The sequence below is a fragment of the Cupriavidus pinatubonensis genome (assembly GCF_019602855.1).
In the GTDB taxonomy this organism is placed as follows: domain Bacteria; phylum Pseudomonadota; class Gammaproteobacteria; order Burkholderiales; family Burkholderiaceae; genus Cupriavidus; species Cupriavidus pinatubonensis.
In genome coordinates this window covers 929,128-941,789 of the sequence record NZ_CP080767.1, presented here as the reverse complement: position 1 = coordinate 941,789, position 12,662 = coordinate 929,128, and the positions used below count along the sequence as shown (strand labels likewise).

Here is a 12,662-nt window from a genome sequence, read left to right as displayed (position 1 = left end):
TCCGTGCTGCATGCCGTTCGAGCGCTCGCGAAAGCGCACAAATTGGGACGAACCACCGCGCGGGCTTCACTAGATTCGATCCGGGGCCAGCGCAATCCGCCACACAGCGAGCCACGCGGAAGCCGCCGGACCCCATTGTCCAAACCGCGGAGTCGATCCATGAGTGTGCAAATACTGCGTCACCGGCAGTCCAACAATCCCGATTTGTCCCTAGCCGCAACTTGCGATCGCGACCCGGCTCAGACCGTGGCCGAGGTTGTCGCGCGGGCCAGGCACGCGCAGCGAGAATTCGCGCGTGCCGACCAGGCCACCATCGACACCGCCGTGGCTGCGGCCGCCTGGGCGATCATGGAGCCCGCGCGCAACCGCCGGCTCGCCGAATGCGCCGTGGCCGACACGGGGCTTGGCAATGTCGAGGACAAGATCCGCAAGAACTACCGCAAGACGCTGGGGCTGCTGCGCGATCTGCACAGCCGCAAGACGGTCGGTGTGATCTCGCAGGATGCGGAAACCGGCATCACCGAAATCGCACGTCCCGTCGGCGTGGTGGCGGCCATCACGCCGTCGACGAATCCGGGGGCCACGCCAGCCAACAAGATCATCAACGCGCTCAAGTGCGGCAACAGTGTGATCGTCGCGCCATCGCCTAAGGGCCAGGGCACGTGCGAGCTGCTGCTGTCGTTCATCCACGCGGAGTTCGCCAGGGCGGGACTGCCGGCCGATCTCGTGCAGATGCTGCGCTCGCCAGTCTCGAAAGCGGCCACGGCGGAACTGATGCGGCAGGCCGACCTGATCGTCGCCACCGGCTCGCAGGCCAATGTGCACATGGCCTACACCAGCGGCACGCCAGCGTTCGGCGTGGGTGCGGGCAACGTGGCTTCGATCATCGACGCCAGCGCCACGCTTGACGATGCCGCCGCGAAGATCGTGCGCTCGAAGACGTTCGACAATGCAACGAGCTGCTCGTCGGAGAACAGCCTCGTCGTGCTCGATGCCGTCTACAAGCCCATGCTCAGGGCACTGGCTGCAGTCGGTGGCGTACTGCTCACGTCGACCGAAAAAGCGCGGCTGCAGGCGCTGATGTGGCAGAACGGCAAGCTTGCCGGCGAAGCCACCGGGCAAAGCGCGCGGCGCATCGCCGAACTGGCGGGACTTGAACGCGTACGCGACCAGCAGCCGACCATGCTGCTCGTCGAGGAAAGCGGCGTTGGCAGCGACTTCCCGTTCTCGGGAGAAAAGCTCTCGCCCGTGCTCACGCTGTACCGCGCCGCCGACTTTGCGGCGGCTGTCGACACCGTGTCGCGCCTTTACGACTACATGGGCGCGGGACATTCGGTCAGCTTGCACACTAGCAATCCCCGTCAGGCACAGCAGCTTGGGCTTGAACTGCCGGTCGCGCGCGTGATCGTCAACCAGGCGCACTGCTTCGCAACGGGTGGCAACTTTGACAACGGGCTGCCGTTCTCGCTGTCGATGGGCTGCGGCACCTGGGGCGGCAACAACTTCTCGGACAACCTGGGCTGGCGCCAGTACCTCAATATCACTCGCATTGCCGAACCCATCGCCGAACGCGTGCCCGATGAAGCCGAACTGCTCGGCGACTACTTCGCGAGGGTCGGCCAATGAACGCGCGCGTCGAACCCCAAGCCTTCGAAAGCCTGGCCACGGTGATGGCTGCGCGCGCCGCGCAATGGCCGGACCAGCCGTATCTGCTCTCCCCCGACAGCGGCCATGCGCTCACGTTTGGTGCGCTGTCCGATGATGCGGACGCGCTCTGCGAACGCTATGCGGCAGCCGGACTGGCGAGCGGGCAGACCGTGTCGGTCTACCTGCCCAACGGCGAACAGACCGCTCGGCTGTTGCTTGGCACGATGGCGTGCGGGCTGGTCGTCAACCCGATCAACCTGCTGTGCCAGCCAGCGCAATTGCGCTACATCCTGGCGCACTCGGACACGCGGCTCATCTTCACGTGGCCTGGCGGCGAAGCGGCGATCCGCGAGGCGCTGCGTGAAGCCAAGCTCGATGTGCCCGTCGTGATCACGGCACCAGACGCCACCAACCTGCCCGCGCTGCCCGTAGTGAGGAACGATGCCCCTCCGCTGCCATTGCCCGAGCCAGACGCGCCCGCGCTCCTGATGTACACGTCGGGCACCACGGGCACACCCAAGGGCGTGCTGCTCACGCACCACAACCTCGCGACGAATGGCGCCAACGTCAGCCGCGAACATGCGCTTGGCCCGGCCGACCGCGTGCTGGCGACGCTGCCGCTGTATCACATCAACGGCCTCGTCGTGACGGCGATCGCGCCCCTGGTCCACGGTGGATCAGTCGTAATGCCGACGCGATTCTCAGCCAGTTCGTTCTGGCACGACATCACGCGCCACGGCTGCACGTGGCTCAACGTCGTCCCAACCATCATCGCCTACTTGCTCAATGATCCCGACGGCAAGGCGCCCGCAGGCGTGCGCTTCTGCCGCTCGGCGTCGGCCGCGCTGCCGCCCGAACACCATCGCGAGTTCGAGGATCGCTTCGGCATCGGCGTGATCGAGACCATGGGCATGACCGAGACTGCCGCGCCCGCGTTCAGCAATCCGCTCGATCCCCAACAAAGGCGCATCGGCAGCATCGGCCGGCCCTCAGGGACGCATGCACGAGTGCTGGGGCGTGACGGCAAGCCAGTGGATGACGGGCAGATCGGCGAGATCGTCCTGCAAGGCGAGAACGTGATGGCCGGCTACTACAAGGCGCCCGACGTCACGCGCGACGCCTTCACGCACGACGGCTGGCTGCGCACGGGCGATCTCGGCTACCGCGATGCCGATGGCTACTTCTACATCACGGGCCGCGCGAAGGAACTGATCATCAAGGGCGGCGAAAACATCGCCCCGCGCGAGATCGACGAAGCGTTGCTGCGGCACCCTGCGGTGCTCGAAGCTGCCGCGGTCGGCGTGCCGGACCCCGCCTACGGGCAGGAGATCGTCGCGTTCGTCGTCATGCGCGATGCCACGCCGTGCGATGACGCCGCACTGCGCGCGCACTGCCTGCGCGAGCTGGGCCGCTACAAGACGCCGAAGGAGTTCCGCTTCATCAGCGAACTGCCGCGCGGTCCGTCCGGCAAGGTGCAGCGGCTCAAGCTGCTTGATCCTGCGTAGCCACCTGACTCCTCTATTCCCCGGAACGTCCGCGTGGCGGCATCCCGGTCCACAACTATTGCCAAGGAGGCCATCGAACTGCACCGCACCGGAACAGGAGACAAGACTTATCCGGTAACCCGACAGACAGCAGATTGCTCAAGGACTGGGCAGCACGGCAGACGCCGCGCCCCGGCCACCCGAATGCGCTTGGCAATGGACCAATGCGCCGGGCGGCCGCCCCGTCAACGCCACGCGCGGTAGCCGCGCAAAGGAGGTGGTATGAAGCAACGCATCAAGACCCGGCATATGATCCTCGGCGTCATGTGCCTGATGTATTTCATCGCCTATATCGACCGCGTCAACATCTCGGTCGCCGCCCCGCTGATCCGCGAAGAGATGGGACTGACGTCTTCGCAGCTCGGCCTGGTGTTCTCCGCGTTTGCGTACCCGTATGCCGCCATGCAGATCCTCGGCGGCTGGTTGTCCGACAAGTTCGGGCCCAAGAAGGTGCTGATCGTGCTGTCGCTGATCTGGGGCGTGGCCACCGTGATGACCGGCTTCGCGGGCAGCGTGATGATGCTGGTGGTGCTGCGCTTCGTGCTCGGCATTGGCGAGGGCGGCGCGTTTCCGACCGCGACACGTGCGTTCACGTACTGGATGCCGGTGGCCGAACGCGGCTTCGCGCAGGGCGTCACGCACAGCTTCGCTCGACTTGGCGGAGCGATCACGCCGCCGATCGTGCTCGCCATCGTGGCGACTGCCGGTTGGCGTGAAGCGTTCATCGTGCTCGGCGCGATCAGCCTCGGCTGGACCCTGCTCTACGCTACCGTCTTCAAGGATTCGCCCGACGAGCACAAACGCGTGACGCCGCAGGAGTTGCAGGAGATCGGCTACCGGCGCGGCGAATGCCAGCGCTCGGCCAAGGCGGCAACGCCATGGCGACGCCTGTTCCGGCGCATGTGGCTCGTGACGTTCGTGGACTTCTGCTACGGCTGGTCGCTGTGGGTCTACCTGACCTGGCTGCCGTCGTACTTGAAGGAAGCGCGCGGCTTCGATCTCAAGCAGCTCGCATTGTTCACGGCGCTGCCGCTGATGGCCGGCGTGGTCGGCGACACGCTCGGCGGCGTGCTGTCGGACCGCGTCTACAAACGCACGGGCAACCTGCGCCTGGCGCGCGGCTCGATTCTGTTCCTCGGGCTTGCCGGCTCGCTGATGTTCATCGTGCCGATGACCTACACGGCCGACGCGGTCAACGCCGTGATCCTGCTGTCGCTGTCGTTTTTCTTCCTGGAGCTGACCAACGCCGTGCTGTGGAGCCTGCCGCTCGACATCGCCGGCAAGTACGCCGGCACCGCGGGCGGCATGATGAATACGGGCTTCGGACTGGCCGGCATGATCTCGCCGGTGGCGTTCGGCTACCTGATCGAGACCACGGGCAGCTACAACCTGCCGTTCATGATTTCGGCGGGACTGCTCGGCGTCGGTGCAATCGCGGCGTTGTTCATCAATCCGCTGAAGACCGTCGATACGCCAGAGGAAAAGGCGGCCGAGGTGCGTCCGGCCTTCCCCTGATCCGGCATGCGAGGCCGGGCCCGCTCAGTTGATCGGGTCCAGCTTCGCCACCGACAGCGCGAGCCACTTGGCGCCGTGGCGCTTGAAGTCGATCTGGGCCCGCGCATCCGCGCCATCGCCTTCGAGCGCCTTGATCACGCCCTCGCCGAACTTGTTGTGGAACACCTGCTGGCCCACGCGGAAACCGGTGCCGGCTTCGCGCTTGGCATCGGCATAGCCGTTGCCCGTGTCCATGCCGCCGGTCGGCTTGTTGCCCGAATACGGGGCGTCCTCGGGCTTGCGGAACCAGTCGCGGCCCCATGCGTTGTCACGTTCCTGGCGGCGCACGCCGCCGTAGCTCTGCTGCTGCGGCGTGAGCCACTTGAGCGCCTCTTCCGGCAGCTCTTCGAAGAAGCGCGAGCGCACGTGGTAACGCATCTGGCCGTGCAACACTCGGCTCTGCGCGAAGGACAGGTACAGCCGCTCGCGCGCACGCGTGATCGCCACGTACATCAGCCGGCGCTCTTCCTCAAGACCGTCCTGCTCCATCGCGCTGTTCTCGTGCGGGAACAAGCCCTCTTCGAGCCCGGTGATGAAGACCACGTTGAACTCGAGGCCCTTGGCGGCGTGTACGGTCATCATCTGCACCGCGTCCTGGCCCGCCTGCGCCTGGTTGTCGCCGGCCTCGAGCGAGGCGTGCGTGAGGAAGGCCACCAGCGGCGTCATCACCACGGGCAGCGCTTCGGGGTCCAGCACCTGCTGGGCCTGGTCGCCTTCGGCAAGCTGCTGCACGACCTGGGCCGCGCGCGATTCGAAGCCGACCGGGATCACCGCGGCCAGCGCCTCCAGCCCGTAGCCCTCTTCCACGACGAATGCCTGCGCGGCGGTCACCAGTTCCTGCAAGTTCTCGATGCGATCCTGGCCTTCCTTCTCGCCGCGGTAATGCGTGATCAGTCCGCTGGCATTGGTCACGTGCTCCACGACCTCGGCCAGCGTCATGCGACGCGTCTCGGCGCGCATCTGCTCGATCAGGCGGACGAATGCGGCGAGCTTGCTGCCGGCCGCGCCCGGCACATAGGCCACGGCCTCGGCCAGCGAGCAGTTGTACTGGCGCGCGGCATCCTGCAGTTGCTCCAGCGAGCGCGCGCCAATGCCGCGCGCGGGGAAATTCACCACGCGGCCAAAGGCCGCATCGTTGCGCGGGTTCTCCAGCAATTGCAGGTAGGCGAGCGCGTGCTTGATTTCAGCGCGCTCGAAGAAGCGCAGGCCGCCATACACGCGATACGCGATGCCCGCCGAAAACAACGCATGCTCAATCACGCGCGACTGCGCGTTGCTGCGATACAGGATCGCAATCTCCGACCGGCTCATGCCCTGCGCAATCTGGTCGCGGATCTCCTCGACCAGCCACGACGCCTCCTGGCCGTCCGATCCCGCCTGGAACACGCGCACCGGTTCGCCGTGGCCCGCATCGGTACGCAGGTTCTTGCCGAGGCGTCGGGAGTTATGCGAGATCAGGTGATTGGCCGAATCGAGGATATGGCCGTGCGAGCGGTAGTTCTGTTCGAGCTTGATCAGCTTGCGCACGCGGAACTCATGCTCGAAATCGCGCATATTGCCGACATTCGCGCCACGGAACGCGTAGATGCTCTGGTCGTCGTCGCCGACCGCAAACACCGCCGCCGGATTCTGCGTGCCATGGCCGGCCAGCAGCTTGAGCCACTGGTACTGCAGCACGTTGGTGTCCTGGAACTCGTCCACCAGCACATGGCTGAAGCGGTGCTGGTAGTGCTGGCGAATGGCGTCGTTGTAACGTAGCAGCTCATAGCAGCGCAGCAGCAACTCGGCGAAGTCCACCACGCCCTCGCGCTGGCATTGCTGATCGTATGCGGCGTACAGGTCGACGAAACGGCGGTTGAAGTCGTCGTTCGCCTCCACGTCGGCAGGACGCAGGCCCTGCTCCTTGGCGTTGTTGATGAAGTACTGGAGGTTCTTGGCCGGGTACTTCTCGTCATCGACATTGAGCGCTTTCAGCAGGCGCTTGAGCGCCGAAAGCTGGTCCTGGCTGTCGAGGATGGCAAACGTCTGCGGCAGGCCCGCGTCGCGGAAATGCGCGCGCAGCATGCGGTTGCAGAGGCCGTGGAAAGTGCCGATCCACATGCCGCGCGTGTTGATCGGCAGCATCGAGGACAGGCGCGTCTGCATTTCCTTGGCGGCCTTGTTGGTGAAGGTCACGGCCAGGATGCCCGCCGGCGACACCCGTCCGTTCTGGATCAGCCACGCGATGCGCGTTGTCAGCACGCGCGTCTTGCCGCTGCCCGCGCCGGCCAGGATCAGGGCCGGCTCGTCAGGCAGCGTGACGGCGGCGAGTTGTTCGGCGTTCAGGTTGGCGAGCAGATCGGACATTCAGAAATGAAGGGTGAACGGCGGTTATTGGCTTTTTGGATGGCAGGGTTCTTGGCGGGCGTCGCTGTTTCGCCGGCGTAGCCGGCGAGTCACTTTTTGTCCGAGCGACAAAAAGTAACCAAAAAGCGCGTCTCCTGCGGGCATAAGCCCAAGCTCGTAGGACCCACCTCCTTCGAAATCGCTGAACCGGGAGTGGTACCGGTAGCGCGGTCAGCATGATGGACGGCATTCGCTCCGATGAGGTCTCAACCTACTGACTAGGACGTGCGCGCAGCGCAGCCGGAGGCGTCCCGCCACTGACCGTATTGGAACGCTGTACCCGAGACCAACTTGGGGATCGTTCAAAAGTCGTGCCGCGCCAGGCACAGGTTCTGACTCACATAGCGTTAGCAGGCTTGAACGAAGATCACGTCTCGCGAGACCAAAGCCGTTTGAACCATAGGAGCGTACCGTTGATGGCCAGCCGCCAGGTGACGCGTTTTTTGGTTACTTTTTGTCGCTCGGACAAAAAGTGACTCGCCGGCTACGCCGGCGAAACAGCCGCACCTGCCAAGCACCCCACCCCATCAAACCCAAATACCAAACCCCAAATTATACCGACCCCCACCCCCGCGAAGCGAACGAATTCCTCCCCGCCCCGCGACGTTCCGTATAATTTGGGGTTTTACTGGCGCAATGCATCCCCGGCCGCGCCAGGCGCAGGCCGAGGCACCTGACCTGCAATCGCCCAGACGCCAAACATCGACATCCCCAGCATGACCGCCCAAGACCAGTCCCTTGCCAAGAGCTTCGAACCCGCCGCCATCGAGGCGAAATGGGGCCCCGAGTGGGAGAAGCGTGGCATCGCGCAGCCGACGTTCGACCCGGCCAAGCCCGATTTCGCCATCCAGCTGCCGCCGCCGAATGTGACCGGCACGCTGCACATGGGCCACGCGTTCAACCAGACGATCATGGACGGCCTGACCCGCCATGCACGCATGCTGGGCGCGAACACATTGTGGGTACCGGGTACGGACCACGCGGGTATTGCCACGCAGATCGTGGTCGAACGCCAGCTCGAAGCGCAGGGCGTGTCGCGCCACGACCTCGGCCGCGAGAAATTCACCGAGAAGGTCTGGGCCTGGAAGGAAGAGTCGGGTTCGACTATCACGCGCCAGGTGCGCCGCATGGGCGCGTCGATCGACTGGACCCGCGAGTACTTCACCATGTCGCCCGACATGTCGAAGGCGGTCACCGAGGTCTTCGTGCGCCTGCATGAGCAGGGCCTGATCTACCGCGGCAAGCGCCTGGTCAACTGGGACCCGGTGCTCGGCACGGCCGTGTCGGACCTGGAAGTCGACAGCGTCGAGGAAGACGGCTTCCTCTGGCATATCCGCTATCCGCTGGTCGAGGCCGACGCCAAGGGCGGCCTGACCCACCTGACCGTTGCGACCACCCGCCCCGAGACCATGCTCGGCGACGTGGCCGTCATGGTCCATCCCGAAGATGAGCGCTATGCGCACCTGATCGGCAAGGAAGTCGAGCTGCCGCTGACCGGCCGCCGCATCCCTGTGATCGCCGACGAGTACGTCGACCGCGAATTCGGTACCGGCGTGGTCAAGGTGACGCCCGCGCATGACTTCAACGACTACGCGGTTGGCCAGCGCCACAACCTGCCGCAGATCTCGATCCTGACGCTCGACGCCAAGATCACTGCCGACGCCCCCGGCAACTACGCCGGCCAGGACCGCTATGACGCCCGCAAGGCCATCGTCGCCGACCTGGAAGCGCAGGGCCTGCTGGTCGAGACCAAGAAGCACAAGCTGATGACGCCGCGCAGCGAGCGCACCGGCAGCGCGATCGAGCCGATGCTGACCGACCAGTGGTTCGTCGCCATGAGCAAGCCCGCGCCGGAAGGCACGTTCTACCCGGGCCGCTCGATTGCCGAAGTGGCGCTCGACGCCGTGCAGAGCGGCGAGATCAAGCTGGTGCCCGAGAACTGGAACAGCACTTACAACCAGTGGCTGGCCAATATCCAGGACTGGTGCATCTCGCGCCAGCTGTGGTGGGGCCACCAGATTCCGGCGTGGTACGACGATGCCGGCAACTGCTTCGTCGCGCGCACCGAGGAAGAAGCGCAGGCCAAGGCGAAGGCCGCCGGCAGCACCGGCGCGCTGCGTCGAGAAGAAGACGTGCTCGACACGTGGTTCTCGTCGGCATTGGTGCCGTTCTCCTCGCTGGGCTGGCCTGAAGAGACGCCGGAACTGAAGCACTTCCTGCCGTCGTCGGTGCTGGTCACCGGCTACGACATCATCTTCTTCTGGGTGGCGCGCATGGTCATGATGACCAAGCACTTCACCGGCCAGGTGCCGTTCCATACCGTGTATGTGCACGGCCTGGTGCGCGACTCGGAAGGCAAGAAGATGAGCAAGTCCGAGGGCAATACGCTGGACCCGGTGGACCTGATCGACGGTATCGACCTCGACACGCTGCTCAAGAAGCGCACCACGGGCCTGCGCCGTCCGAAGGACGCGCCGAAGATCGAGAAGAAGACCAAGAAGGAATTCCCGGAAGGCATTCCGGCCTTCGGCGCCGACGCGCTGCGCTTCACGTTCGCGTCGCTGGCCACGCTTGGCCGCAATATCAACTTCGACACGGGCCGCTGCGAAGGCTACCGCAACTTCTGCAACAAGCTGTGGAACGCGACGCGCTTCGTGCTGATGAACACCGAAGGCCATGACTGCGGCATGGGCCCGTGCAACAACGACTGCGGCCCGGACGGCTACCTGCACTTCTCGCAGGCCGACCGCTGGATCGTGTCGCTGCTGCAGCGCGTGGAAGCCGATGTCGAGAAGGGCTTTGCCGAGTACCGCTTCGACAACATCGCCAGCGCGATCTACAAGTTCGTCTGGGACGAATACTGCGACTGGTACCTGGAGCTGGCCAAGGTGCAGATCCAGACCGGCACCGAAGCCCAACAGCGCGCCACGCGTCGCACGCTGCTGCGCGTGCTCGAAACGGTGCTGCGCCTTGCGCACCCGATCATCCCGTTCATTACCGAAGAGCTCTGGCAGAAGGTTGCACCGCTGGCCGGCCGCGCCAAGGGCGACGGCACCGAGAGCCTCGCCCTGCAGGCCTATCCGCTGCCGGCCATGGCCAAGATCGACGAAGCCGCCGAGCAATGGGTCGCGCAGCTCAAGGCCGTGGTCGATGCCTGCCGCAACCTGCGTGGCGAAATGAACATCTCGCCGGCGCAGCGCATTCCACTTTACGCGCAGGGCGATACCGAGTTCCTGCGCGAGGCGAGCGCGCACATCCAGGCGCTGGCGAAACTTTCTGAAGTGCGCGTATTCGAAGATGACGCCACCCTGCAAGCCGAAGGCGCTGGCGCGCCGGTCGCCATCGTCGGTGGCAACCACCTGCTGTTGAAGATCGAGATCGATGTCGCCGCCGAGCGCGTGCGATTGTCGAAGGAGATCGAGCGCATCGGCGGCGAGATCGGCAAGTGCCGTGGCAAGCTGTCGAACGAGAGCTTTGTCGCCAAGGCGCCGCCCGCCGTGGTGGCGCAGGAAACGCAGCGTCTGTCCGATTTCGAGCAGACACTGGCCAAGCTGCAGGATCAACTGCAGCGCCTGCCGGCCTGAACGGGAACTACTGTGGGTATGTCGGTTTCCGTCCGCCTGACGTCGGACGGAACCTGACAGACGGCCCCCGCAGTATCCGGCAGGGTTACAAGTCGAATCCGAAGGAATAGCTGACATGGAAAATCGCGTTACCAAGGCCGTCTTCCCGGTCGCGGGCCTGGGCACCCGCTTTCTGCCCGCCACCAAGGCCAGCCCGAAGGAAATGCTGCCAGTGGTCGACAAGCCTCTGATCCAGTACGCCGTGGAAGAAGCCATGGCCGCCGGCATCACCGAAATGATCTTCGTCACGGGCCGCTCCAAGCGCGCGATCGAAGACCACTTCGACAAGGCCTTCGAACTGGAAGTGGAACTCGAGGCAAAGAACAAGCAGGCGCTGCTCGACGTGGTGCGTTCGATCAAGCCGGCCAACGTGGAGTGCTACTACGTGCGCCAGCCTGAAGCGCTGGGCCTGGGCCATGCCGTACTGTGCGCCGCCAAGCTCGTCGGTGAAGCCCCGTTCGCGGTCATGCTGGCCGATGACCTGATCGACGGCACGCCGCCGGTGATGAAGCAGATGGTGGACCTGTACAACCACTACAACTGCTCGGTGCTCGGCGTCGAAGAGATCGCCCCGGAGCAGAGCCGTTCATACGGCGTGGTCGATGGCCGCGAATGGGATGAAGGCGTGATCAAGATGTCTGGCATCGTGGAAAAGCCGGCACCCGAAGACGCACCGTCCAACCTGGGCGTGGTCGGCCGCTACATCTTGACGCCGCGCATCTTCGACCACCTGCGCGAACTGAAGCCGGGCGCGGGCGGCGAGTTCCAGCTTACCGACGCGATCCAGTCACTGCTCAGCCAGGAGCAGGTGCTGGCGTACCGCTACCACGGCACGCGCTATGACTGCGGCAGCAAGCTCGGCTACCTGAAGGCCACGGTCGAGTACGCGCTGAAGCACCCGGAAGTCAGCGCTGGTTTCCGCGATTACCTCGAACACCGCGGCACCTACCTCGCCGACGGCACGATGGCCTGAGCGTCCACCGGGCCCATCATGAGAAAAGCCGCCCAAGAGCGGCTTTTCTGCTATCTGGCCGGGAGACGGTCAGCAATCAACGACGGCGCATGTAGAACACGAACACCTTGTCGACTTCCTGGTGCGACAGTAGCTCGTTGCCGGTCTGCTTGGCAAAGGCCTGGAAATCGCGCGTGGCGCCCGGATCGGTGGCCAGCACCTTGAGCACGTCACCGCTGGCCATGTCGGCCAGCGCCTTCTTGGTACGCAGGATCGGCAGCGGGCAGTTCAGGCCACGCGCATCCACTTCTTTCTGGAACTCCATTCCTCTCTTCCTTGCTCTTTTTTCAGTCTTCAGACCCGATATTGTAGCGAACCGTTCAGGACGCTGAAGTCACTCGGCTGGCGCGGGTCTGGGATGTCCTCGCCCGTGCGGCGATCGAAGAAGCGCACCGGGTAACCGCGCGCCTGCAGCCAGTCGGCGACAGCGAAGCCGGTGCCGGCCGACCAGATACGCATGTTCTCGGGCGCGACCAGCTTGTACTCGGCCAGCTCTTCGGACAGCGCGATGTTGCCGCTCGCCTTCACGTGATAGGCGATGATCAGCTCGTTCTTGCGCATGAATTCGTAGACACCGATCAGCGACACGGCTTCGGTGTCGAGGTTCGTTTCTTCCTTCAGCTCGCGCGCCACGCCCAGCTCGGGCGTCTCGTCACGTTCAAGGAAGCCGGTGACCAGCGCGAACATCTGCTCCGGCCATGCCGCATTGCGCGCAAGCAGCAGCTTGCCTTCGTACTCGACGACCGCTGCCAGTACCGGCAGCGGATTGTTCCAGTGCACGAAGCCGCATTCCGGCTGGATACAGGCGTGGCGTTCGCGCCCGGACAGCGGCATCACCTCGAGCGGCGCGCCGCATTGCGGGCAGAATCGGTATTGCATGGGGGAGCTCCTCGGTGT

8 protein-coding genes are annotated in these 12,662 nt (G+C 64.8%); 5 read left to right on the top strand and 3 right to left on the bottom strand.

Features of this window, described 5'->3' with window-relative positions; translation table 11 throughout:
- Positions 1-159 precede the first annotated feature (159 nt).
- The 3 genes from sauS (at position 160) to K2O51_RS16810 (ending at position 4,706) form a co-directional block, all read left to right on the top strand.
- Positions 160-1,626, top strand: coding sequence for an acylating sulfoacetaldehyde dehydrogenase (sauS, locus tag K2O51_RS16820; RefSeq protein ID WP_220631415.1), 1,467 nt, complete (start codon positions 160-162; stop codon positions 1,624-1,626).
- Positions 1,623-3,152: an acyl--CoA ligase gene (locus K2O51_RS16815; protein ID WP_220631414.1), complete on the top strand. Its 1,530-nt coding sequence runs from the start codon at positions 1,623-1,625 to the stop codon at positions 3,150-3,152. The genes sauS and K2O51_RS16815 overlap by 4 nt, the downstream gene beginning before the upstream one ends.
- A gap of 261 nt (positions 3,153-3,413) precedes the next feature.
- The gene (locus K2O51_RS16810; protein WP_011297049.1) at positions 3,414-4,706 is read left to right on the top strand and encodes an MFS transporter; all 1,293 of its coding nucleotides are present in this window, start codon (positions 3,414-3,416) and stop codon (positions 4,704-4,706) included.
- 24 nt (positions 4,707-4,730) lie between these two features.
- Here K2O51_RS16810 and K2O51_RS16805 read toward each other — a convergent pair whose 3' ends face one another.
- On the bottom strand, positions 4,731-7,091 hold the full coding sequence (locus tag K2O51_RS16805; RefSeq protein WP_220631413.1) for a UvrD-helicase domain-containing protein: 2,361 nt from the start codon (positions 7,089-7,091) through the stop codon (positions 4,731-4,733).
- A 755-nt stretch (positions 7,092-7,846) separates the two neighbouring features.
- Here K2O51_RS16805 and K2O51_RS16800 point away from each other — a divergent pair.
- Together K2O51_RS16800 and galU are read left to right on the top strand one after the other, a co-directional pair.
- Positions 7,847-10,714: a valine--tRNA ligase gene (locus tag K2O51_RS16800; RefSeq protein ID WP_011297047.1), complete on the top strand. Its 2,868-nt coding sequence runs from the start codon at positions 7,847-7,849 to the stop codon at positions 10,712-10,714.
- A gap of 115 nt (positions 10,715-10,829) precedes the next feature.
- Positions 10,830-11,726: a UTP--glucose-1-phosphate uridylyltransferase GalU gene (gene galU / locus K2O51_RS16795; RefSeq protein ID WP_011297046.1), complete on the top strand. Its 897-nt coding sequence runs from the start codon at positions 10,830-10,832 to the stop codon at positions 11,724-11,726.
- A gap of 76 nt (positions 11,727-11,802) precedes the next feature.
- On the opposite strand, the gene K2O51_RS16790 is transcribed toward galU, so the two are convergent.
- Positions 11,803-12,030 carry a sulfurtransferase TusA family protein gene (locus K2O51_RS16790; RefSeq protein WP_011297045.1) on the bottom strand — a complete coding sequence of 76 codons (228 nt, stop codon included), beginning with the start codon at positions 12,028-12,030 and terminating at the stop codon, positions 11,803-11,805.
- A 29-nt stretch (positions 12,031-12,059) separates the two neighbouring features.
- The gene (locus tag K2O51_RS16785) at positions 12,060-12,644 is read right to left on the bottom strand and encodes an NUDIX domain-containing protein (RefSeq protein WP_011297044.1); all 585 of its coding nucleotides are present in this window, start codon (positions 12,642-12,644) and stop codon (positions 12,060-12,062) included.
- Positions 12,645-12,662 lie beyond the last annotated feature (18 nt).

Excerpts from the sequence above, each read along its gene's own strand:
- K2O51_RS16800 (WP_011297047.1), top strand. The coding sequence starts at position 7,847 with ATGACCGCCCAAGACCAGTCCCTTGCCAAGAGCTTCGAACCCGCCGCC.
- K2O51_RS16785 (WP_011297044.1), bottom strand. The coding sequence starts at position 12,644 with ATGCAATACCGATTCTGCCCGCAATGCGGCGCGCCGCTCGAGGTGATG.
- galU (WP_011297046.1), top strand. The coding sequence starts at position 10,830 with ATGGAAAATCGCGTTACCAAGGCCGTCTTCCCGGTCGCGGGCCTGGGC.
- K2O51_RS16815 (WP_220631414.1), top strand. The coding sequence starts at position 1,623 with ATGAACGCGCGCGTCGAACCCCAAGCCTTCGAAAGCCTGGCCACGGTG.
- K2O51_RS16790 (WP_011297045.1), bottom strand. The coding sequence starts at position 12,030 with ATGGAGTTCCAGAAAGAAGTGGATGCGCGTGGCCTGAACTGCCCGCTG.
- K2O51_RS16810 (WP_011297049.1), top strand. The coding sequence starts at position 3,414 with ATGAAGCAACGCATCAAGACCCGGCATATGATCCTCGGCGTCATGTGC.
- sauS (WP_220631415.1), top strand. The coding sequence starts at position 160 with ATGAGTGTGCAAATACTGCGTCACCGGCAGTCCAACAATCCCGATTTG.
- K2O51_RS16805 (WP_220631413.1), bottom strand. The coding sequence starts at position 7,091 with ATGTCCGATCTGCTCGCCAACCTGAACGCCGAACAACTCGCCGCCGTC.